Source organism: Lactobacillus melliventris, from assembly GCF_042679465.1.
GTDB lineage: Bacteria > Bacillota > Bacilli > Lactobacillales > Lactobacillaceae > Lactobacillus > Lactobacillus melliventris.
The window spans coordinates 396,309-420,313 of sequence record NZ_JBHTMT010000001.1 but is presented as its reverse complement, the minus strand read 5'-3'; the positions used below and the strand labels follow the sequence as shown (position 1 = coordinate 420,313).

Annotated in this window: 21 protein-coding genes; 18 read left to right on the top strand and 3 right to left on the bottom strand. The window is 37.7% G+C overall.

Features of this window, described 5'->3' with window-relative positions; all coding sequences use genetic code 11:
* The first annotated feature begins 51 nt into the window (after positions 1–51).
* The 4 genes from rpsA (at position 52) to ACFQ32_RS02110 (ending at position 4,457) form a co-directional block, all read left to right on the top strand.
* Complete coding sequence (gene rpsA / locus ACFQ32_RS02125) at positions 52–1,257, top strand: 30S ribosomal protein S1 (protein ID WP_046324799.1); 1,206 nt, start codon at positions 52–54, stop codon at positions 1,255–1,257.
* Between the two features lie 58 nt (positions 1,258–1,315).
* Entirely contained in the window at positions 1,316–2,623 is a 1,308-nt protein-coding gene (gene der, locus ACFQ32_RS02120; protein ID WP_046324800.1) for a ribosome biogenesis GTPase Der, read from the top strand.
* Between the two features lie 185 nt (positions 2,624–2,808).
* Positions 2,809–3,084 (top strand): HU family DNA-binding protein, encoded by a 276-nt coding sequence (locus ACFQ32_RS02115; protein ID WP_046324801.1) that lies wholly within the window; start codon positions 2,809–2,811, stop codon positions 3,082–3,084.
* A 116-nt stretch (positions 3,085–3,200) separates the two neighbouring features.
* Positions 3,201–4,457 (top strand): tetratricopeptide repeat protein, encoded by a 1,257-nt coding sequence (locus tag ACFQ32_RS02110; protein WP_046324802.1) that lies wholly within the window; start codon positions 3,201–3,203, stop codon positions 4,455–4,457.
* 140 nt (positions 4,458–4,597) lie between these two features.
* Here ACFQ32_RS02110 and ACFQ32_RS02105 read toward each other — a convergent pair whose 3' ends face one another.
* Entirely contained in the window at positions 4,598–5,485 is an 888-nt protein-coding gene (locus tag ACFQ32_RS02105; RefSeq protein ID WP_046324803.1) for a YitT family protein, read from the bottom strand.
* Positions 5,486–5,569: 84 nt separating this feature from the next.
* Here ACFQ32_RS02105 and ACFQ32_RS02100 point away from each other — a divergent pair, with 84 nt between their 5' ends.
* Positions 5,570–6,769 (top strand): CCA tRNA nucleotidyltransferase, encoded by a 1,200-nt coding sequence (locus ACFQ32_RS02100; protein ID WP_046324804.1) that lies wholly within the window; start codon positions 5,570–5,572, stop codon positions 6,767–6,769.
* A 1-nt stretch (position 6,770) separates the two neighbouring features.
* Here the strand turns inward: ACFQ32_RS02100 and trhA are convergent, their stop codons facing one another.
* Positions 6,771–7,436 (bottom strand): PAQR family membrane homeostasis protein TrhA, encoded by a 666-nt coding sequence (trhA, locus tag ACFQ32_RS02095; RefSeq protein ID WP_046325203.1) that lies wholly within the window; start codon positions 7,434–7,436, stop codon positions 6,771–6,773.
* Between the two features lie 121 nt (positions 7,437–7,557).
* Here trhA and ACFQ32_RS02090 point away from each other — a divergent pair, with 121 nt between their 5' ends.
* The 11 genes from ACFQ32_RS02090 to ACFQ32_RS02040 all read left to right on the top strand — a co-directional run bounded on the left by ACFQ32_RS02090 (position 7,558) and on the right by ACFQ32_RS02040 (position 18,554).
* Entirely contained in the window at positions 7,558–8,418 is an 861-nt protein-coding gene (locus tag ACFQ32_RS02090) for a DegV family protein (RefSeq protein WP_046324805.1), read from the top strand.
* 3 nt (positions 8,419–8,421) lie between these two features.
* A complete protein-coding gene (locus ACFQ32_RS02085; protein ID WP_046324806.1) occupies positions 8,422–8,652 on the top strand; it encodes a YozE family protein in 231 nt (76 codons plus the stop codon).
* A 51-nt stretch (positions 8,653–8,703) separates the two neighbouring features.
* Positions 8,704–9,543 carry a ribosome biogenesis GTPase YlqF gene (gene ylqF, locus ACFQ32_RS02080; RefSeq protein ID WP_046324807.1) on the top strand — a complete coding sequence of 280 codons (840 nt, stop codon included), beginning with the start codon at positions 8,704–8,706 and terminating at the stop codon, positions 9,541–9,543.
* A complete protein-coding gene (locus ACFQ32_RS02075) occupies positions 9,540–10,295 on the top strand; it encodes a ribonuclease HII (RefSeq protein ID WP_046324808.1) in 756 nt (251 codons plus the stop codon). The genes ylqF and ACFQ32_RS02075 overlap by 4 nt, the downstream gene beginning before the upstream one ends.
* 45 nt (positions 10,296–10,340) lie before the next feature.
* On the top strand, positions 10,341–11,171 hold the full coding sequence (gene dprA, locus ACFQ32_RS02070) for a DNA-processing protein DprA (protein ID WP_046324809.1): 831 nt from the start codon (positions 10,341–10,343) through the stop codon (positions 11,169–11,171).
* Between the two features lie 81 nt (positions 11,172–11,252).
* Positions 11,253–13,364, top strand: a complete 2,112-nt coding sequence (gene topA / locus ACFQ32_RS02065; protein WP_046324810.1) for a type I DNA topoisomerase — start codon at positions 11,253–11,255, stop codon at positions 13,362–13,364.
* 85 nt (positions 13,365–13,449) lie between these two features.
* Positions 13,450–14,766, top strand: coding sequence for a methylenetetrahydrofolate--tRNA-(uracil(54)-C(5))-methyltransferase (FADH(2)-oxidizing) TrmFO (gene trmFO, locus ACFQ32_RS02060; protein ID WP_046325204.1), 1,317 nt, complete (start codon positions 13,450–13,452; stop codon positions 14,764–14,766).
* On the top strand, positions 14,767–15,693 hold the full coding sequence (xerC, locus tag ACFQ32_RS02055; protein WP_046324811.1) for a tyrosine recombinase XerC: 927 nt from the start codon (positions 14,767–14,769) through the stop codon (positions 15,691–15,693).
* On the top strand, positions 15,693–16,217 hold the full coding sequence (gene hslV / locus ACFQ32_RS02050) for an HslVU peptidase proteolytic subunit (protein ID WP_046324812.1): 525 nt from the start codon (positions 15,693–15,695) through the stop codon (positions 16,215–16,217). The genes xerC and hslV overlap by 1 nt, the downstream gene beginning before the upstream one ends.
* An 18-nt stretch (positions 16,218–16,235) precedes the next feature.
* Positions 16,236–17,645: an ATP-dependent protease ATPase subunit HslU gene (hslU, locus tag ACFQ32_RS02045; protein ID WP_046324813.1), complete on the top strand. Its 1,410-nt coding sequence runs from the start codon at positions 16,236–16,238 to the stop codon at positions 17,643–17,645.
* An 18-nt stretch (positions 17,646–17,663) separates the two neighbouring features.
* Entirely contained in the window at positions 17,664–18,554 is an 891-nt protein-coding gene (locus tag ACFQ32_RS02040) for an aldose 1-epimerase family protein (protein ID WP_046324814.1), read from the top strand.
* Between the two features lie 154 nt (positions 18,555–18,708).
* Here the strand turns inward: ACFQ32_RS02040 and plsY are convergent, their stop codons facing one another.
* On the bottom strand, positions 18,709–19,344 hold the full coding sequence (gene plsY, locus ACFQ32_RS02035; RefSeq protein WP_046324815.1) for a glycerol-3-phosphate 1-O-acyltransferase PlsY: 636 nt from the start codon (positions 19,342–19,344) through the stop codon (positions 18,709–18,711).
* Positions 19,345–19,439: 95 nt separating this feature from the next.
* Between plsY and parE the strand changes: the two genes are divergently transcribed.
* Both parE and parC read left to right on the top strand, forming a co-directional pair.
* Positions 19,440–21,398: a DNA topoisomerase IV subunit B gene (parE, locus tag ACFQ32_RS02030; RefSeq protein WP_046324816.1), complete on the top strand. Its 1,959-nt coding sequence runs from the start codon at positions 19,440–19,442 to the stop codon at positions 21,396–21,398.
* A 16-nt stretch (positions 21,399–21,414) separates the two neighbouring features.
* The gene (gene parC / locus ACFQ32_RS02025; RefSeq protein WP_046324817.1) at positions 21,415–23,868 is read left to right on the top strand and encodes a DNA topoisomerase IV subunit A; all 2,454 of its coding nucleotides are present in this window, start codon (positions 21,415–21,417) and stop codon (positions 23,866–23,868) included.
* Positions 23,869–24,005: the final 137 nt, after the last annotated feature.

Genomic DNA, 24,005 nt, shown 5'->3' with positions numbered 1-24,005 from the left:
AAAATATCAAACTTTCATTTAGAATTAGAGTATGATATTGGGAGGTAAATAATGTCAGAAAACAGTAATCAATTTTTAGATGCATTAAAGCAAATGCAAGGAGTTGAGGTCGGAGATATTGTAGATGTTGAAGTCTTAGACGTTGAAGAAGGTCAAATCGATGTTGGTGTTGAAAATGCCGGTATTGAAGGTGTAATTCCTCGTCGTGAATACACTTCAGATCGCAACGTTGACCTACGTGAAGCAGTTAAACCAGGCGATAAGCTCAAAGCTTTAGTTTTAAGAAAAGCCGGCGGAGACAAAGAGAATGGTGAATTCTTCTTCTCAGTTACCCGCTTGAAGGAAAGAGAAGCATACGATGAACTGCAAAAAGATTTTGAAGCCGGAAAGACAATTGAAGGCACAGTTACTTCTTCAGTTCGTGGTGGTTTGTTAGTAGATGTAGGCACTAGAGGATTTTTGCCTGCGTCATTAATTTCTAACCGTTATGTTTCGGATCTTAAGCCATTTATCGGCAAAACCATGAAACTTAAAATTACTGAAATTGATCCAAGTAAGAACCGCTTAATCCTTTCTCACAAAGATTTAATTGAAGAAGAACGTGAAGAAGCTTTTGACAAGGTTGCATCACAGTTAGTTGTGGGTGATGTTGTTGAAGGCAAGGTTTCCCGTTTAACTAATTTTGGAGCTTTTGTTGATGTTGGCGGTGTTGATGGTTTAGTCCACATTTCCGAGATCTCATACAAACATGTTGATAAGCCAAGCGATGTTTTAAAGGCTGGTCAAGATGTCAAAGTTAAAGTAATTGGTATTGATGATGATAGACATCGCATCTCCCTTTCAATTAAGCAAACTGAACCTTCTCCTTTTGAACAAGCTACAGCTGACTTACACGAAGGCGATGTGTTTGAAGGCGAAGTTAAATCTTTAACTAACTTCGGTGCTTTTGTTGAAGTAGCTGATAATATTCAAGGTTTAGTTCACGTTTCTGAAATATCATATAAACACGTAGACAAGCCAAGTGATGTTTTAAAGGTTGGTCAAAAAGTTAAAGTCAAGGTCTTAAACATTGACCCTGGTGAGCACCGCATTTCACTTTCAATGAAGGCTGCTGAGCCCAAGAACTCTGAAAATGAAGGCAATCGTTCACACAGTTCATATAACCGCAATTCAGTAAATAAAAAATATATGAACAATGATGACAGCGGCTTTGCTTTAGGTGACATCATAGGTGACCAATTAAAAGATCGTCGTTAATTTAATAAAAAAGCCGACTCTTAAGTCGGTTTTTTTATTTGTAAAAGGAGGCTGAAAAATGGTTTTACCCGTAGTTGCAATTGTAGGACAGCCTAATGTTGGTAAATCAACGCTTTTCAACCGGATTATTAATCAACGGTTAGCAATAGTTGAAGATAAACCTGGCGTGACTAGAGACCGTAATTATGCGCAAGCTGAATGGTTGGGGCACAAATTTGATTTGATTGATACTGGTGGAATAACTTGGGAAAATAGTAATATTGAAGAAGAAATAAGAGCCCAAGCTGAAATAGCAATTGAAGAAGCTGATGTAATCATCTTTTTAACTAATGTCGCTAATCATGTAACAAATCTTGATGAGCGCATTGCCCAAATGCTTTATCAAACTAAGAAGCCAGTGATTTTAGCTGTAAATAAAGCTGATAATCCAGAGCAGCGGATGGACATTTATGATTTTTATAGCTTAGGTTTTGGCGATCCTATTCCTGTTTCAAGCGTGCATGGCACGGGTATTGGAGATTTGCTGGATCAAATAGTGCAAAGTTTGCCTAAAGACTTGGAGCAAAATGAGAAGGAGCAAATTTCTTTTAGTGTAATAGGTCGGCCTAATGTAGGAAAATCATCAATTGTCAACCGCCTTGTCGGTGAAAATCGTGTAATTGTTAATAACGAAGAGGGAACGACCCGTGATGCAGTTGATACCCCTTTTGAAACAGATGGTACTAAATTTAGAATTGTTGATACAGCTGGTATAAGGCGCCGGGGAAAAGTTTACGAAAAGACTGAAAAATACTCAGTAATGAGAGCAATGGGTGCAATTGAGCATTCTGATGTAGTCTGCCTAGTACTTGATGCCAGCACAGGCATTAGAGAGCAGGACAAGCATGTTGCTGGATATGCCCACGATGCTGGAAGAGGAATTATTATTGTTGTCAATAAATGGGATTTGCCTAAAAAAACAAGTAACAGTGGCAAGGATTTTGAACAAATTATTCGTTCAGAATTTCAGTGCCTAGATTATGCTCCTATTTTGTTTGTTTCTGCAAAAACGGGGCAGAATCTGGCTAAAATTCCGGAGATGGTTCGAAGAGTTTCTCATAATCAACAACAAAGAATTAAATCCAGCGTTTTAAATGATCTCTTACTAGAAACAAGTAAGTTAGTTCCGACGCCTATGATTAAAGGAAAAAGATTACGAGTTTACTACATGACGCAGGTAGCCACTAATCCACCAACTTTTGTCGTATTTGTCAATGATCCTGAATTAATGCATTTTTCATATCAGCGCTTTTTAATTAACCAATTAAGGGAGAATTTTGACTTCTCCGGCACTCCCATAAAAATTATTGCTCGAAAAAGAAAATAGTTTGTATCTACCAAAGACACAAAAATCACATTTTTAGAGGTAATTGCTTGTTGTATCAAGGGTTTTGTGCTATTTTGAAATCAAGGAAAAAAGTGGTTCCAATAATCATTTATTCCCTGTTCCTCAATTGAGGAATTAAATAAGGATCTTACTAAGAGATTCAAGTTACAGGAGGTGAATTCCCAATGGCAAATAAGGCAGAATTAGTCACTGAAGTTGCAGCAAAAGCTAAATTAACTAAAAAAGATGCAGCTACAGCAGTTGATGCAATTTTTAGTTCTATCCAAGAAGATCTAGCTAAAGGTAAAAAAGTACAATTAATTGGCTTTGGCACTTTTGAAGTGCGTAAGCGCGCAGCTCGTAAAGGACGTAATCCACAAACAGGCGATGAAATCCAAATTCCAGCAAGTGTTGTACCTGCATTTAGACCTGGTAAAGCTCTTAAGGAAGCTGTTAAATAGCTCAATGACTTTATTTAAAAGATGGTGGCTTAATTCGCCATCATCTTTTTTGTTTGATATTATTTGTAGCTGTAATTGATCTGATCGGCTAAAATAAAATAATGGAGGAATGAAAAATGAGCTATTCGGAAAAGCTGCTTGACGCAATTGAGCGGCAAGATTTTTCTCAAGAAAAGACATTATTACAAAAAGCCTTGGACAAAGATGAACCAGAGATTTTAGCATCACTAGCTGAGAACTTGGTGGGGTTAGGATTTACCGATCTAGCAAAGGAAATTTATCGCAGTTTAATTGCCCGTTTTCCAAAAGAAGACTTGTTTAAGATATATTTAGCTGAGATATTATTAAATGACGGTCAAGATGATGATGGTTTAACTTTGCTTTATAACATTAGTCCTGACTCCTCCGCCTATCTCGACAGCTTGCTTGTTCAAGCTGACTATTATCAGACTAACGGTCTGCTTGAAACGGCCTATAAAAAATTGCTAGCAGCTGAAAAAATTGCACCTGATGAAGATGTCGTAAAGTTTGGTTTGGCTGAACTCGATTATCTGAGTGGCCATTATGAACAAGCACTTTCCAGATACCAGGATTTGTTGAAGCGTCATAAAACATTTAGTGAAGTCAATTTAAATGACCGTCTGTTTCAAACTTTAGCCAAATTAGGTCGTTACGAAGAGGCAGGGGAAGTAATTGCTAAAAATGGCAATGATATTCTTGATATTGACAGTAAGTATCAGGCTGCCTTGGTAATGTTAACTCTGCATAAAGATGACCAGGCAATTAAGTATTTGAATGAAGTAATCGATCAAAGTCCTGATTACGTTAATGCTTACAGGTTGTTAACTACAGCATATGAGCATAAAAACGATAACGAACAAGAATTACGCTCGGCTCAATTAGGAATAGCATATAATGAACTTGACCCCGTTCTTTATAAAAAAGGAGCACAAGCAGCTGTTAGGTTGAATGACTTAGATACAGCTAAAAACTTGTTACAAAAAGGAATAAAAAAACTTCCTGAAAACTTTGATTTGCGTTTGCAGTTATCTAATCTTTACGTTAGAGAAAATGACAATGAAGCAAACATTGCTCTTTTTGCCAAGGTTGACGATGAAGACTTAGAACCACAGGTTCACTGGAATTTAGCTCTTTCTTACCAAAATTTGGATCAAAGTGCAAAAGCAAAAAGTGAGTTTTTATTAGCCTATCCAGAATTTAAAAATAATAGTGCTTTTTTAAAGCAAATGCTGCTATTTTTTAATACTGAACCCAATTCCCAAAATATTGTAAAGGAATTATTAGAAGCCTATCTAAAACTCGAACCCGAAGATACTGAGATGCAGGAAATGTATGATGAATTACTGTCATAATTGCTAAATTAATATGATTACCTGGATTTGAAAAAAACAGATAGTTTTGTAATCATCCACCTTAAATTTAATAATTAAAAAAGGTAAATAAACTAGTTGCGAAAAACTTGAGTTATTTGCCTTTTTAAATCTTTATGAAGCTATTTCCTAATCAGCAGGTGGTGGCTTTTTTGTTTATAAGTAAAGCCTTCGCCTAAAACCTCATGAACTTCAATAACGCTGACAAATGCCTGGGGATCTTCTGCAGCTATTAATTCTTTTACTAGGGGAATTTCTCTGGGAGAAACTACTAAGTAAATTACTGGTCTTTTAGTTTTTTTATAACCACCACGAGCCTCAAGATAGGTGAAACCGCGATCCAGCTTTAAGTCAATCATTTTTGCAATTTCTTGATAATGATCAGAGATAATAAGAAGACCACGTGCAGAATATGCACCCTGTTGAACTGCATCCATAACACGTGACAGAATAAACGCTGCTACTAGGGTATACATGATATGCTTGAGGTCAAGGTACGTTAAAGAAGATAATAAAATAATGGTATCGCAAAACAGTAAAACTTTGCCAGAAGATATGCCATATTTCATTTGCATAATTCTGGCGATAATATCTGTACCACCCGAAGTACCATTAAAACGAAAAACTAACCCTAACCCAATGCCAGAAAGCGTGCCCGCCAGAATTGCTGACAAGAAGAGGTCGTGTTCTAGGTTCAATTGAGATATAATAGGAATTAAGCGCCAGAACCATAGGAAAAAGGACAGCCATAATGTTCCCCAAATAGTATAGGCCAACAGTCTTTTGCCCATAAAACGGTATCCTAGGATGATTAGCGGTATATTAAGTAGTAAGGACGATAATCCCATATTAATGCCCCAGAAGTGTCTTAATAATAAGGTAATACCGCTGATACCACCATCTGTGAGTTTATTTGGTACTGAAATCATGTCAAGGCTGAGAGCATAAATCGCACAGCCAATCATAATCATTAACAGTTCCATAATGCTTTTTTTGTTAATTTTTTGCATAATAAAAACTTTCTTTTCTAAATCATTACCTTAAGACTACCATAAATTAAAGACAAAAAAACTAATAAATGAGTTGATTTAATAATGATGAAAATAAATAATTTACCCGCTATTTTTACAGCAGCTTTTCCCGTACTTCAACAGTTAGAACAAGCAAATTATGAAGCATATTTTGTTGGTGGTTCTGTTCGTGACCTACTTTTAAAAAGGCCGATACATGATATTGATATTGCCACCAGTGCCTATCCAGAAGAAGTTAAACAGCTTTTTCCTAAAACAATTGATACCGGAATTAAGCATGGTACAGTTACCGTTTTGCATGGCGGTTCAAGCTATGAAATAACTACCTTTAGAACAGAATCAGGTTACCAGGATTTTCGCAGACCTGATCATGTTACTTTTGTGCAAAATTTAGCTGAAGATTTAAAAAGGCGTGATTTTACCATTAACGCTTTAGCGATGAATAGAAAGGGTGAAATAATTGACCTTTTCAACGGCATAGGAGATTTACAAAAGCACCTCATTAAAGCAGTAGGAGATCCAATGAAGAGGTTTCATGAAGATGCTTTACGGATGATGAGAGCTGTTCGTTTTATGAGTCAGCTTTGTTTTGATCTGGAACCTCAAACTGAAAAAGCCGTAAAAGATATGCATCAACTATTGCCCAAAATTTCAGTTGAAAGAATTCGTGATGAATTTGTCAAAATGGGGACTGGCACCAACTCACGCGCAGCTTTTAAAGTTTTTTTACGGACGAAATTAAGTGACGGTGTGCCAGATTTTGCTGGTAAAAGTGAGTTGCTGGCGATCTATCCCAAATTGAAATTTAACCCAAGTATGGAAACGAGTTTGTGGGCTATCATAATCATTTTATTGAAAATTACGGATAATCAGATAACTCAATTTATGCGTGATTGGAAAAATTCAAACGCCATGACGGAAAAAGTTAAAAAAATTGTAAATTTGTTTGATTTAATTTCTGCAAAATCTCCTTCTGACCTTGAATTATTCAATGCTGGTAAAGAGACTCTCCTTAACACTATTGATGTAGCTCATATTTTAGGACAACCAATCAATTCCGAGGCTTTAGTAGATCGCTATACAGCATTGCCGATTAAATCAATTTCTGAACTTGCCATTGACGGGCAATTCTTAATAGCTAATGGCGTAAAGCCAGGACCTAATTTAGGCCTAATACTTGATCAAATAAAGCAAAAAGTGATTGCAGGCGAATTAGTAAACTCTAAAGATGATATTCAAGAATATTTGGAACAAATTAAGTAATTCAGACGTACAATAGCACAGAAAAGAACATCAGGGTTGAGCCTAAAATAACGAACAGATGCCAGATTACATGAATAAAAGGAATACCTTTCATTGTATAAAAAAGGGCACCAACTGTATAAGCTACGCCACCGCCAACTAAAAGCCAAAACCCCACAGGACTGAGACGAACATAGAGGTAGTTGCCAGCCAAAATTACGAGCCAGCCCATTGCGACATACAAAATAGTATCAAGTATTACATGCTTACCCCTATTAAAAATATAGTAAATGATGCCAAATATAGCGATGATCCATACCAGACTGAACAGTAAAATCCCCCATTTCCCACCAATGGCGACTAGTGAAAAAGGGGTATATGAACCCGCAATTAGCAGAAAAATTGATGAGTGATCAAAAATTTGAAAAACATTACGGGCGCGAGTGAAAATTAAACTATGAAAAAGTGTAGAGAATAAATAAAGCAGAAGTAAACAGGAACCATAAATAGTAAAAGTGACAATTCTTAAAAGGCTATGAGTTGAAACTGCTTTAATGATCAACAAAACTAGACCTGCTACTGCTAAACAGAAGCCGATACCATGGGTGACAGCACTTAAAATGTTATCTACTAAGTAGTATGTTTTGGATCTATGAGCAGGTTCCTGCCACAATTTTTGCAATTTCATCATGAAACAGTTTGTTCGCTTTCTTTTATTTACAAGTTTTTTTGCTATAATAATTTATAATTAATACAGTTCACATTCTATCATAAATGAGAACATCTAAGCAGAATTGAGGGCGAGTACGTTGTCAGAAATTAAAATTTTGACTGATTCTTCCGCACAGTTAACGCCGGAAGAAATAAAAAAATATCATATTACCGTTGTGCCTTTGTCGGTCACAATTGACGGCAATACCTATATTGATGGGGTGGAAATAACCAGACAGCAATTTGTCCAAAAAATGAGTGAATCTAAAAAGTTGCCAACCACGAGTCAGCCGCCAATCGGAACAATAGTTGATACCATTAATGATTTGACTAAAGATGGCAGTGAAGTTATCGGTATCTTTCTAGCCAAGGTATTAAGTGGAACAATTGACGCTGCTCGTCAGGCTGTGAAATTAACGGGTAAATCCGATCTGGTTCATATTGTTGACTCTGAATTGACGGATCGTTCTGAAGGTTTTCAGGTTCTGGCTGCTGCACGCGATGCAGCTGCAGGCAAAACTATTCCTGAAATTTTAGCTCATATTGAAAAAATCAAAAAAACTCAACGTTTGCATTTACTAATTGTCAATTTAGAAAATGTTATTAAGGGTGGACGTTTGGGTCCTTTAGCCGGCAAAATTGTTAACATGCTTAATATCAGAATTGAATTGCAGATGCCCAATGGCCATTTGAAAATTGCTAAAAAAGGTCGAGGCAAGAAGTTCTCTTTAGCTTTTGATAAGCGCATTTTAGATGAGATCGAAGCTAATAAAGAAAAAATTAAAGAAGTTGGCATATCTTATGTCGCAAATGGTAGTACGCCGCAGAAGCTTCTTGATTTAGCCCAGAAAATTAAAGATATCAATTCCAAGATAGATGTTTTGGTAAGAGAAACCAGTCCTATTATTGCCACACACGCAGGGATGGGTGCTTACGCAATTTTATATTATACGGAGTAGAAATTGGCCTATAGAGAAAGTTTTTATCGTTATTTGATGACTCAGCGTAATGCTGATTCAAATGATGAAGTTGCACAATTTGCCAATAACGCACAAAATGATCAGACTTTTCCTAAACAGGAACAGAATTATGAGAAATTATCTGATTATCTTGAGCTCAATGCTGGCTATTTACCAAGTATGAGCATTTTTGATAAAGCATATCAAATGTATCGTGAAAAGATGACGTATTAATTTAAGGCTTCCTTGAAATTTGAAGCCATTTTAGTTGGGGAAAGGCAGATAATGGTTAACATTCAATGGTATCCGGGGCATATGAATAAAGCTCGGAATCAACTTGAAGATAAAATGAGCTTGATTGATGTCTTCGTTGAAGTTTTGGATGCAAGAATTCCTCAGTCTTCACGTAATCCAATGATCGAAAAATTGGTAGGAGATAAGCCACATTTAATTATTTTGAATAAGGCAGATTTAGCTGATCCAGTAATGACCAAAAGATGGCAAAAAAAATTTACCACCAAAGGAAAATATGTGATGGCTTTGGATTCTCTTCATAACACCAATATGCAGATATTAGTGAAAATGATTAAAAAAGCTGCTGCTAATAAAATTAATAAGTTGACCCAAAAAGGGGCAGTCAGCCCAGTGATTAGAGTAGCTATTGCCGGCATACCTAATTGTGGTAAATCAACCATTATTAATCGTCTTGTAGGCCGAAATGTGACTCAAGTTGGTAATAAACCGGGAGTGACAAAGGGCCAAAATTGGTTAAAAACTACTGAAAATATTCAAGTCTTAGATACTCCAGGTATTTTATGGCCTAAGTTTGAAGACCAAACAGTTGGATTAAAGCTTGCCGCTCTTGGTGCCATCAAGGATACTGTTTTTAGTGCCGATGATGTTGCTTTATTTGTTTTATCAAAATTGCGCAAACATTATTTAAACGATTTAAGTAAGTTTGCTCGCACACCAAAAGCTGAAATTGAACGAATTAATGATACTGATTTGTTATTGGCATTAACTGAAGAATACGGCATGCGTGATGATTATGATCGCTTTTCTATGTACCTACTACAAAGGCTGCGCAAGGGAAAAGTAGGAAGGATTACATTAGATCGCATATGACGATTGGAGAAATTAAAAAATTACTTGCTAAGGATGCAGTTAGTTCAGAAGATTTGAATATCTTAAAAAATGATACGCGTGTTGGTGTGCAGAAACTACTACTTAGTTACAATAATCGTCAGCAAAAATTAGCTAAGAAGAAAGCCGCTTTTTTAAAAAGATTTGCATATGAAAAAACTTTTTGGGCAAAAAGCCAAATAGTTGCAGGTGTAGATGAAGTAGGCAGAGGTCCATTAGCGGGTCCGGTCGTGACAGCGGCTGTAGTTATTGATAACAGTTTTGATTTAATTGATGTTAATGACTCTAAAAAAATCAGTGCCAGTAGACGTTTAGAATTATATCCATTAATTTTAGAAAAAGCAGTTGATGTGGCAATTGGAGTTAAAGGTCCTGAAATTATTGATAAAGTAAACATATACGAGGCAGACCGGTTAGCGATGGCCGCAGCCGTAAGGGATTTATATGTTAAACCTGATGCCTTGCTGGTTGATGCTATGCAAGTACCGGTGAATCTACCGCAAATTCGATTAATTAAGGGAGACTCTAAGTCAAACTCTATTGCCGCAGCTTCAATTGTAGCTAAAGTTTTTAGGGATAAATTGATGGCGGATTATGCGCGAATTTATCCTGAATACCATTTTGACGAAAATGCTGGTTATGGCACTCAGACTCATATTCAAGCACTTAAGAAATACGGACCATGCCCGATTCACCGCAAGACTTTTGCACCTGTAAATTCCTTTTATCATTAAAAAATATTCCTCCTTTTTACGTATTTGTATTTAGGAGGTTTTTTTATGAAAATTACCAGCTTTCTTTTGCGCTTGAAATTACAAAAAAACATCGGTTATGTTAAGATGTTACGGGTTGCAAGTCACTTAAATGTTGATGAGGTCACTATTCCAACTATCAAAAATTTGGACTTGACAAACAGCTTGATAAAAACCTGCATTAATGCCTATAATGACATGCGTGCAGACAAAATGATTAAAAGAGTAGAAAAGCAATGTCAAATTATCAGTTTTTTTGATTCTGAATATCCTGAGAACTTACGTCAAATATACCAGCCACCGTTAATTTTATTTTTACAGGGTAATGTGCAATTGCTGCAGAAAAACATTGTAACAATAGTCGGTTCGCGCCAGGCAACCAATTACAGCAGTATTGTTTTGAATAAGATTGTACCTAACTTAATAAAGAATGACTATGTTATTGCCAGTGGCTTGGCCAAAGGCGTAGACGTAATGGCACACAAAGCAGCATTAAAATATCATGGTCAAACAATAGCGGTGGTAGGTAATGGCTTAAATCATTTTTATCCCATGGTAAATTGTCACGTGCAGGAACAGATTGCACAAAAAGGATTAATTGTAAGTGAGTACCTGCCAGATACGCCGCCAAAGCCTTTCAGATTTCCTCAGCGAAACAGAATTTTGGCTGGCATAGCTGAAAGTGTAATTGTCACAGAAGCCAAGCAAAAATCTGGTTCTTTAATTACAGCTAATTTAGCTTTACAAGAAAATCGTAATATTTATGCTGTTCCAGGTCCAATTACCTGTGAGCTTTCTCAAGGTCCTAATAAGCTCATCCAGGCAGGAGCTTATCCCATTACTGATTTTGATTTCTAACTTGAAAGATTTGACAATTAGTAGTTAAATATTCTATTCTCAATTAAGTATTTAAAAAAGAATTTAATGAGGAGGCTGTTGATGCCTACTAAATCAAAGCCAAAGAAACGTAAAAAAACATTAGTCATAGTTGAGTCTCCGGCAAAGGCTAAAACTATTGAGAAATATTTGGGGCGTAATTACCGCGTTATTGCTTCTAAAGGACACATTCGTGACCTTCCTAAATCACAGATGGGTATTGACTTTGACCATAATTACAAGCCAAAGTATATTTCAATTAGAGGTAAGGGCGATACCATTAAGGAACTTAAGTCTGAAGCCAAAAAAGCTAAAGATGTCTATTTAGCATCCGACCCTGACCGTGAAGGTGAAGCTATTGCTTGGCACGTAGCCCATGTTCTTAATTTAGACCAAAATGACAAAAATCGAGTAACTTTTAACGAAGTCACTAAAGATGCAGTTAAAAACAGTTTTAAAAATCCTAGAACTATCGACATGGATACTGTTAATGCCCAACAGGCCCGGAGAATTCTGGACAGAATTGTGGGCTACTCTTTGTCTCCTATTTTATGGGAAAAAGTTAAAAAAGGCTTGAGTGCCGGACGTGTTCAGTCGGTTGCTTTAAAGCTGGTAATTGATCGGGAAAAAGAGATCAAGAATTTTAAGCCTCAGGAATACTGGACAATTGATGCCGAATTTAAAAAAGAGGCAAAGACTTTTAAGGGTCAATTTTGGGGTATAAACGGTAAGAAGACTGATTTACCCGATAATGATGCCGTACAAAAAGTTCTAACTCAAGTCGATAAAAAGAAAATTTTTCAGGTTGAGAATGTGGTTAAACGTGAGCGCCGGCGCCAACCAGCTGCTCCGTTTACTACTTCCACTTTGCAACAAGAAGCCAATAAGCGCTTGAATTATCGTACTAGAAGAACAATGAGTATTGCTCAACAATTGTATGAAGGAATTAGTCTGGGTAAGCAGGGTACTGTTGGTCTAATTACTTATATGAGAACGGATTCCAAGCGTACTTCTCCCATAGCGCAGGCTGAAGCTTCCAAATTTTTAAACGAGAAATACGGTAAAGAATACGCTGCCAAAGGGGCTCGCCATTTTAAAAATCAAGAAGATGCTCAAGATGCTCACGAAGCAATTCGTCCAACTAGCGTCTATCGAACACCAGAGTCGCTTAAATCCGTTTTAACAACTGAACAGTATCGTTTGTATAAATTAATTTGGTCCCGCTTTTTAGCCAGTGAAATGACCCCAGCTGTATATGATACGGTCAGAGCAGATATCACTCAAAATGGGATAATTTTCCGAACTACCGGTTCTAAAATGAAATTTGCCGGTTTTACCAAGGTTTATGACAACCAGCAGGAAACCAATATTGAACTGCCGGAATTAAATAATGGCGATGAAGTCAAACTGACTAAATCAGATAATAAGCAACATTTTACCATGCCACCTGCTAGATATACCGAAGCAAGTTTGGTTCATGCGCTAGAAGAAAATGGTGTCGGTCGGCCTTCAACTTATGCGCCTACTATTGATACAATTCAGCGGCGTTATTACGTTAAATTGGATGGTAAAGCGATTGTCCCAACCGAGTTGGGAGAGATCGTAGACAATTTAATTGAGCAGTTTTTCCCTGACATCGTCAATATCGATTTTACGGCTCAACTCGAAAATGACCTTGATGGAATCGAAGAGGGTAAGAAAAACTGGGTTAAAGTCATTGATGAGTACTACCATCCCTTTAAAAAAGAATTAGACAAGGCCGATGCCGGTATTAAAAAGGTGCAAATTAAAGATGAGCCTGCAGGATTTAATTGTGATATCTGTGGAGCACCAATGGTTATTAAAATGGGACGTTATGGTAAGTTTTATGCTTGTTCTCGTTTCCCTGATTGTCGTAACACTAAAGCAATAGTGAAAAAAGTAGGCGTTACCTGTCCTAAATGTGGTAAAGGTGACGTAATTGAGAAAAAGTCTAAGCGTAACCGTAAATTTTATGGTTGCTCGCGCTACCCGGATTGTGATTTTGTTTCCTGGGATAAACCGATTAACCGTAATTGTCCCAACTGTGGTCATTTTCTCATTGAAAAGAGAAATAAAAAGGGGCCTGTTGTCCTCTGCCCGAACGGTGATTATAAAGAAGAAGCTAATAATGAGAAAAACCCGATAGAAAGTTAAATTTATGTTAATATCATCAGATCATTTGTGGTTTGATGATATTCTTGTATATAAGAAAATAATTTTAGTAAAGGAATATGATGATATGCCTGAAAAAGTAACTGTAGTCGGTGGTGGCTTGGCTGGTAGTGAAGCAGCTTGGCAATTAGCCAAACGTGGAATCACGGTTGATTTTTATGAAATGCGTCCGCAAAAAATGACACCTGCTCATAAAACAGACCAGCTGGCCGAACTGGTATGTACCAACTCAATGCGTTCGAATCAATTATCTAATGCGGTTGGATTATTAAAAGAAGAAATGCGGCAACTTGATTCATTAATTATGGCGGCTGCTGATCAATCTCAAGTTCCTGCAGGAGGAGCACTTGCAGTTGATCGGACTGAATTTAGCGGCTATGTCACAAGCAAGTTGCACTCTTTACCTAACATTAATTTTCATACAAAAGAAATTACACAAATCCCGTCTGACACGATTGCCATTGTTGCAACGGGTCCTTTAACTAGTGACAAGCTTGCCGCAGAAATACAAAGGTTTTCTGGTGCAGAAAGTTTGCATTTCTTTGATGCCGCAGCTCCGATAATTGCTGCTGATTCGATCGATATGAATATCGTGTATAAGAAATCACGTTATGACAAGGGAGAGGCTGCATACTTAAACTGCCCCATGACAAAGCAAGAGTATGAGAATTTTGCGCGGGAATTAGTCAATGCCGAAACGGCTGAAGTTCATGATTTTGAAAATAGTGACGTTTTTGAAGGTTGCATGCCGATTGAGGTCATGGCAAAAAGAGGACCTAAGACAATGCTTTTTGGTCCCCTTAAGCCGGTAGGGTTAGAAGATCCGACTACTGGTAAAATTCCTTATGCTGTGGTTCAGCTCAGGCAGGATAATGCAATAGCATCAATGTATAATATAGTTGGTTTCCAAACGCATCTTAAATACGGTGAACAGAAACGGGTTTTTTCAATGATTCCCGGACTTGCTCATGCTCGTTTTATTAGGTACGGTAAAATGCATCGCAATACTTATATGGCTTCACCAGCAGTTTTAACTCCAGCGTATGAGGCAAAAAAGCAGCCTGGTTTATTTTTTGCTGGTCAAGTTACCGGGGTTGAAGGTTACGTTGAAAGTGCCGGCAGTGGTCTTGTTTGTGGAATTAATGCTGCCAGAAGAGCTAATGGGCAAGAACCGGTGACTTTTCCCAAATTAACTGCTTTAGGTTCGATGGCTAATTATGTCACTAGCGCCGATATTAAGCATTTTCAGCCAATGAATGCCAGCTTTGCACTAATTCCTAGACTAGAAGGGCGTAAGATCCGTAATAAGAAAGAACGTCATTTACAAATAAGCCAGAGAAGTTTAGAGAACTTAAAGGAATTTCAACAGAAAGTATTGAATTAAATGAATGAACAACAAGATGATTTACTAGTTCTTTTTACCGACTATTTACTCAATGAGCGTCAGTACAGCCCTAAAACAATTGTCTCCTATCAAACCGACTTAAAATCTGCAAAAAGGTTTTGGCAGGATTCAGGGGGATTTGATGGTTGGGAAAAAATAGGTAGAAGAGACATTGAAATATATCTGCAGCACTTAGCCGATCAAAATTTAGCGCGTTCGACACAGTCGCGCAAGATGTCTAGTCTTAGGTCGTTTTACCGCTTTTTAACTAGACGCAAAATTGTTAAAATAGATCCAACCCAGACTATAATTCTGCGTGCTAAGGAGCGCAAACTACCTCAGTTCTTTTATGCTCCTGAACTTAAGCAGGTTTTTGACTCATTATCTGGAACTGACCCGTTAACTTTGCGCAACTTGGCATTAATTGAATTGTTTTATACTACGGGGATGAGGGTCAGTGAAGCAAGCAATTTAAAAGGAAAACAAATAGATTTAGATTTAAAGATAATTTTAGTTCATGGTAAGGGCAATAAAGACCGTTATGTTGCTTTTGACGATCAGACTAAAGCTGCTTTAATCAAGTACCTAGAAGATGGACGCCAGCAGCTTTTAAATGATCAGGAAGATTCTGGCTATGTATTTCTAAATAACACGGGAAAGCGGCTAACAGAACGCGGTATCGAGTATATAATGCAAAAAGTTTTCAACAAAGCCGGCATTAATGGTAAAGTACATCCACACGAGTTGCGCCATTCATTTGCGACGGCAATGTTGAATAACGGCGCGGACTTGCGTAGTGTACAAGAACTCTTAGGCCATGATAATTTGTCAACTACTCAAATATACACGCATGTAACTATGAGTCATTTGCAGGCAAACTATGAAAAATACTTTGCTCGCAACGATAAGAAAGATGGGGCAAAATAATGACAACAATATGTTCAGTAAAATTTAATGGTAAAACCGCAATTGCTGGTGATGGACAGGTTACTTTAGGAGAAAAAGTAATAGCCAAAGCTACTGCCAAAAAAATAAGACGAATTTATCATGATCAAGTGGTAATTGGTTTTGCTGGTGGTGTAGCTGATGCTGTCAGTCTGCAGGATATGCTTGAAGGCAAACTGGAAGCTTTTGGTGGAGATTTACGCAGGGCAGCCGTTGAAATGGCCCAGGCTTGGCGTAAGGATGCCACTTTGCAAAAGCTGGAAGCAATGCTGATTGCGTTTAATGAAAAAGATCTTTTGCTAATCTCAGGTAACGGTGAAGTGCTTGAACCCGATGAAAATGTAGTGGCGATTGGCTCTGGTGGTAATTTTGCCCAAGCGGCTGCAATTGCAATGACCAGACATTCTTCTAATATGACTGCCAGTGAAATTGCTCATGAAGCCGTTGAAATAGCCTCTGGAATTGATATCTTCACTGATGATCAGATTATCACAGACGAATTGTAATAACGGAGCGTAAAAAATATGGAAACCAAAACACCTAAACAAATAGTTAACTTACTTAATGAATATATAATCGGACAGGATGAGGCCAAGAAGGCTGTTGCTGTTGCTTTGTATAATCGTTATCGCAGAATGCAACTGCCAAAGAAAATGCAGGAGGATATTACTCCTAAGAATTTGTTAATGGCTGGCCCTACTGGTGTTGGTAAAACAGAAATTGCTAGAAGGCTGGCCGCAATTGTCAATGCTCCGTTTGTTAAGGTAGAAGCGACTAAATTTACTGAAGTTGGCTATGTGGGTCGTGATGTGGAATCGATGGTCCGCGATTTGGTCAATGAAGCGGTTCGTATGGAAGAAAAGGATCAATTTGATCGTGTTCGCCCTCAGGCAGCTAAAGAAGCCAATAAAATTTTAGTGCGCTTGCTTGTACCCGGAATTAAGCGTGACAAACGCAAGAATCAAATGCAGGAATGGCAAGACATGATGTCGATGATTATGGCGGCTGGTCAAAACAATGATCAGAATTCACCAGCAGATCAAGAAGAAATAACAGATGATATTCGCAATGAGAGATTGACTGTTTCAGAACAGTTGAATAAAGGTCTACTTGAAAATCGTGAGGTTACAATCGAAGTTGAGCAGGCACCAAAGGTTAACCCGATGGGTGACATGATGGGGCAAATGGGAATTGATATGAGCTCAATGCTCAATGATTTAGTACCTAAGAAGAAAATCAAACGAACTCTCCTTGTCAAAGATGCCCGGGAAGTTTTAATTCAGCAAGAATCCCGTAAAATGGTTGATTATGATTCCTTATATCAAAAGGCAATTGAACGAACGGCAAATAATGGGATCATTTTTATTGATGAAATTGATAAGATTACAGCTGGCAACCAGAAAACTTCCGGTGAAGTATCGCGTGAAGGAGTACAAAGAGATATTTTGCCAATTGTTGAAGGTTCAACAGTTCAAACTAAATATGGCCCGGTAACTACAGACCATATTCTCTTCATTGCAGCTGGCGCTTTTTCAGAGTCCAAGCCGAGTGACCTTATCCCCGAATTACAAGGACGTTTCCCAATTAGAGTGGAACTTAATGCCTTGTCAAAGGATGACTTCGTTAAAATACTTAAGGACCCAGAGGACTCATTATTAGAGCAATATGTAGCATTGATGAAAGCCGATGGGATAAAGTTAGTCTTCACACAAGAAGCAGTTGAGCGGATTGCGCAAATTGCTTACGATGTTAACCAGGGAACAGATAATATTGGTGCCAGACGGTTGTCAACAATTCTTGAGAAGTTGCTGGAAGATGTCTTATACGAAGGCCCGGACATGACAATGGGAGAAATTACTGTAACTGAAGCATATGTTAATGAAAAACTTAGTGATATAATAAAAAATAAAGATCTAACTAAGTTCATTCTTTAACAAAGGTGATGATTAAACATGAATTACACTATCAAAAATAGCATTCTTAAAGTTGAAATCGCTAGTAAGGGTGCTGAAGTGCAAAGTGTAAAAAGTTTACATAGTGGATACGAGTATATTTGGCAGGCAGATCCTCAAGTCTGGAATCGGCATGCACCTGTTCTTTTTCCAATAGTCGGCAGACTAAAAAATGACGAATATACTTACCAAGGAAAAACCTATCATTTAACTCAACATGGTTTCGCCCGTGATTTAGAGTTTCAAGTGGTGCGTCATACAGATGAAAGCATTACATTTTTGCTGACCGACTCTGAAGAGACCAGGAAGGTTTATCCGTTCAAGTTTGAACTACGAGTGAATTACAATTTACTCAATAATCTCTTAGAAGAAAACTTCACTGTTGTTAACAAAACGGATGGCGAAATGATCTTTGGTATTGGTGGTCACCCTGGATTCAATATTCCTACAAGTAAAACCTTATCTAAGGAAGATTTTTACTTTAGTACCAAACCTTCTCGTGCGCGTGTTCATATTCCTTTGAAGGGCGCATTTCTGGATTGGCCTAATCGGTCGTTGGCTTCTACTAATAGCTTAATTACTCTTAGTGATCATCTATTTAAAAATGACGCGCTGATTTTTCAAATGCGCGGCCACGATAATAGGATATCTTTAAAAACTGATGCTAATAATTTTCATGTAAATGTTTGGTTGCGAGATGCACCTTTTGTGGGTGTGTGGTCACAATACCCGACAACTGCAGATTATGTCTGTATTGAACCGTGGTGGGGGATAGCAGACCGCTTTGATACCAACCAAAAGCTGGAAGAGAAGTATGGTATGAACCATCTGGAAGCGGGAGAAACTTTTACTGCTGGTTTTAGCATGGCTTTCCATGACCAAGACGAATAAATTTTGAGTTCAAGATAATAGACGCAAAAAAGGAAGTACCAGGCTTCCTTTTTTTATATCACCAAAATAAAAATTAAATATTGCGAACAAGTGTTCATACATCTATAATATAATAGCTAGCTGTTGAGGCTAGCCGTATTTATTTGCTATGCAATTATAGTTTGTGGTGCTTTTTCTTATACCAATACCACAAGCCAAAGGGAATAATATTTTCTTGGTGCTGCAATAAGCGTTTAATATTGCTTCTGTGACGAATAAACAAGATAATCATGATGCAGCCAACAATGATTTCCAAAAAAACATCATGAAAAAAGAAAGTTGCAATAAATATCAGAACCACAGCAATCAGGCTTGAAAGGCTGACATAAGACGTGATAAAAACTAATGGTAGAAAAATAAGAGCGCAAATGCCAAAGAACTTGAGATTATAACCTAAGAAGAGGCCGGCACTGGTTGCTACAGCTTTACCGCCCTTAAATTTGAGAAAAATAGAGAATGTATGTCCCAAGATCGCCAGACCACCCGAAATTAATAGGATATATTTGGGCACATTAAGATGGAATATCCTCGGCAAGTTGGTAGCGAGTGTTCCTTTTAAAACGTCAACGATGAGAACCACACTGCCGGCAAATGGTCCGAAGACGCGAAAAGAGTTGGTGGTACCGATATTGCCGGAGCCATAGTTTCTAATATCTTCAGCAAAAAAGATTTTACCGACGATCACGCCTGTAGGAAAAGACCCTATTAAATATGCTAGAATAAATATCAGAATTAAATTTAAATTTATCATTTTTATCCCACTCTCTTAAAGTCTAATGCTATTTTAGCAGAGATTATTGCGTTTGCGGGCTAAATAATAAATGATTTTTAACTGGAGGAGTCTATTTGGTTAAAACAAATAAAAAAATAAATTCTTATGATGACTCATCAATTCAGATTCTTCATGGTCTGGAGGCCGTGCGTAAACGGCCGGGAATGTACATTGGGTCGACTGATGTGCATGGCTTAAACCAGCTAGTCTACGAAATTGTAGATAACTCGGTTGATGAAGCAATGGCCGGATTCGGTAACGAAATTGACGTGACGATTCATAAAGATAACAGTGTGACGGTTCGTGACTTTGGCCGGGGTATGCCTACTGGAATGCATAAATCGGGTAAGCCCACTATCGAAGTCATCTTAACCGTTTTACATGCTGGGGGTAAGTTTACCGAGCAAAACTATAAAACTTCGGGTGGACTTCATGGGGTTGGATCCTCTGTGGTTAATGCTCTTTCCAGTTATATGGATGTGAAAGTTGTGCGAGAAGGCACTGCTTATGAAGAAGAGTTCAAAGATGGTGGTCATCCAGTTGGAACTTTAAAATGTTTGGGTAAAACTAAAGAGCCGACAGGCACTACCATTACTTTTAAACCTGATGAGAAAATTTTTTCAACAATCAGATATAAGTATGAAACTATTCAAGAGCGCATCAGAGAATCTGCTTTTCTGTTAAAGGGCGTACGCTTTGTTTTAACTGACGAACGTGAACCCGAACATCATGATGACTTTAAATATGATGATGGCATTAAAGCTTTTGTCTCATATCTCAATGAGGGTAAAGATTCTTTAAGCGATGTTTTTTATTTTTCCGGAAAACAAGATGAAATTGAAGTTGAGTTTAGCGGTCAATACAGTGACAGCTACTCAGAAAATCTGGTTTCTTTTGTTAATAATGTGCGCACATCAGACGGTGGTACTCATGAAGTAGGAGCTCGTAGTGGCTTTACGCGTGCTTTTAACGATTATGCCAAGAAACAAGGCTTGTTAGGGAAAAAAGATAAAAATATTGACGGGTCGGATTATCGTGAGGGCTTAAGCGCGGTTTTATCAGTTAAGATTCCAGAAGAGCTATTGGAGTTTGAAGGGCAGACTAAAGGTAAATTAGGCACTCCGCAAGCAAGATCTGTAGTTGATGCGATTGTCTATGAAAAAATGTCTTACTACCTAATGGAAAAAGGTGAGCTGGCTCAAGAGCTGGTAAAAAAGGCGCAAAGAGCAAGGGATGCTCGTGAAGCTGCCAAAAAAGCGCGCAATGAAAGTCGAAATGGTAAAAAACGGCGCAAAAAAGAAGTGCTTTCAGGTAAGTTAACTCCAGCACAATCACGCAACCCCAAAAAGAACGAATTATTTTTGGTTGAGGGTGACTCAGCTGGTGGTTCCGCAAAACAAGGTAGAGACCGTAAGTTCCAGGCTATCTTGCCTTTACGTGGTAAAGTTTTGAATACCCAAAAGGCCAAGCTCCAAGATATCTTTAAGAATGAAGAGATTAACACCATGATCTACACTATCGGTGCCGGAGTCGGAACCGAATTTAACGTGGAAGATTCCAATTACGATAAGGTAATTATCATGACGGACGCCGATGATGATGGTGCCCATATTCAGATTTTGTTGTTAACCTTTTTCTACCGTTATATGAGGCCAATGATTGAACACGGTAAAGTTTATATTGCTCTGCCGCCTCTTTATCGTCTGCAAAAAGGTCGTGGTAAAAAGGCTCAAGTGCAATATTCCTGGACCGATGAAGAGCTTGCTGCCGCTGAAAAGAAAATGGGTCGCGGTTATACTTTACAGCGATTTAAGGGACTGGGAGAAATGAATGCCGAGCAATTATGGCAAACAACTATGGATCCGGAAACCAGACTGCTTATTCGTGTCAAAATCGATGATGCTGCTTTGGCAGAACGGCGCGTTACCACATTAATGGGAGATAAGGCTGGAGCCAGACGAAAATGGATTGAAGAAAATGTTAAGTTTAGATTAGGCGATAACACTTCAATTTTAGAAGAAGAAAATGAATAAAAGAGGTTTTTAATTAATGGCTACAAAAGAACGAATTCGTGAAATGCCGCTTGAGCAGGTCATGGGTGAACGTTTTGGAAGATATTCCAAATACATTATTCAGGAACGGGCCTTACCGGATATTCGTGACGGGTTAAAACCCGTGCAAAGAAGAATCCTTTATGCCATGTTCCAGGATAACAATACTTACGACAAACCATTTAAAAAAGCAGCTAAAGCTGTGGGTAATATTATGGGTAATTTTCACCCTCATGGTGACAGTTCAATTTATGGAGCTTTAGTCCACCTCTCACAAGATTGGAAAATGCGTGAGCCATTAATTGAAATGCATGGTAATAACGGCTCAATGGACGGGGATGGCCCCGCAGCTATGCGTTATACTGAATCTCGTTTGAGTAAAATATCTAACATGTTACTGCAGGATATTGATAAAAATACAGTCAATATGGTCCTGAATTTTGACGATACCGAGTATGAGCCCACCGTTTTACCGGTACGTTTTCCCAATTTACTAGTTAATGGTTCTACCGGTATTTCAGCAGGTTACGCCACGGAAATACCACCACATAATTTAACCGAAGTAATTGATGCCACTATCTATTTGTTAAAAAATCCTAATGCTACTCTTGCCGATCTGATGCAATTTGTCAAAGGTCCTGATTTTCCAACTGGTGCCATCGTTCTGGGTGAAAAGGGCTTGCATGAAGCTTATGAAACAGGACGTGGCCGTATTCAGGTAAGAGCTAAATCTTCTATTCAAGAAATAAGAGGGCACCGTGAGGAAATTGTAATTACGGAAATTCCTTTTGCTGTTAATAAAGCCCTGTTAGTTAAAAAAATGGATGAGATTCGGCTTAACAGAGAAATTGATGGTATAGCTGAGGTTCGGGATGAAACTGACCGTCATGGTTTGTCAATTGTAGTCGAATTGAAAAAGGGCGCCGATGCACAAAATATTTTAAATTATCTCTTTAAAAATACTGAACTGCAGGTTTCCTATAATTTCAATATGGTTGCGATTGATCACATGACGCCAATGCAGGTTGGTTTAAAGCATATCTTGTCTTCATACTTAGAACATGAAAAAGAAGTAGTTACCAAAAGAACTAAGTATGATTTAAATAAAGCTGAAGAACGTCTGGAAATTATCCAGGGCTTGATTCATGCCATGGACATTTTAGATCAAGTTATCAAAGTCATTCGGGCATCAAAGAATAAGACCGAAGCTAAGAAAAATTTGTCTAATGAATTTGAATTTTCAGCTCGACAAGCAGAAGCAATTGTTTCTTTGCAATTATATAGACTTACTAATACCGATGTAGATGCTTTAGTTAAAGAGCAAACGGAATTAAGCGAAAAGATAGCCCGTTTTAAGGAGCTTTTATCTAATAACAAAACTTTGGAAAAGGAAATAGTTAAAGAACTATCACTTGTTAAAAAAGAATTTGGTAATCCAAGAAGGACCGAAATTTCTTCTGCAAATGCTAAGATCCAAATTGATGAAAAAGCTCTAGTAGCCGATGAACAGGTACGTGTGTTGATAAGTCGCGATGGCTACTTGAAAAGATCTTCTATTCGTTCCTGGCAGTCAAGTGATGATGAGGATAACGGCTTGCCAAGCGGGGATGATGTAGTATTTGAAAAAACAGTATCTACTTTAACCAATTTATATCTTTTTACCAGTCGGGGAAATGTCATTTACCGCCCGGTAAATGAACTAGTTGAGGCAAAGTGGAAGGAAACTGGCCAACATTTGTCTCAAGAAATTGGTTTAAATGAGGATGAAAACATTATTCGTGTATTTGACTTTGACAATTTAAAGCAAAATGTCAACTTTTTACTTGCTACCAACGATGGCTATATCAAACAATTACAATTAAGTAATTTGCAACCTACAAGAACTTATCGTTCACGAGCAATCACAGCGCTGAAAATGAAAAAACCAGACAGTAGGGTCGTCCGCGTTGATTTAGTTAAGAGTAACAGTAATGACGAAATAATTTTATTTACTCATAACGCATATGCTATTCGCTATAATTTGGCAGAAATTCCAGAATCTGGCGCCAAATCGTTTGGAGTAAAGTCTGTCAATCTGAAGCCTGCGGACTATGTCATTTCATATATCTTAATAAATCCTGACTATCTTGACCTGGTTCATGTTGGAATAATTACACAAAGGGGGGCATTTAAACAATTTAAAGCTGATTTAGTAAATAAAGTATCACGGGCTAAACGAGGAGTACTTGTATTAAGAGAACTTAAAACTAAACCTCACCGCATTGTTGCGGTTACGTCTTATGGGCAAGACCATACTCTGATTGTAACTACTAAGAGTAAGAGGCACATAAAGATCTTAACTAGTGCTTATCCGTTAGGTGATAGATATTCAAATGGTTCATTTGTGATTGATACTACTAGTGACGGGGAGCCAGTTAATATAAAACTAAGTAGGCCATTAAGCAATAATTAATTTTAGTTTATTTAATGATATCAATAAATTGTGAAAGTGCTTTATTGAATTACAATAATACTTTGACACAAAGGGGTTTTTGATTGATAATAGCATATATATAGAGCCATATTCTTGTTAAGATAGAAGGAATAATT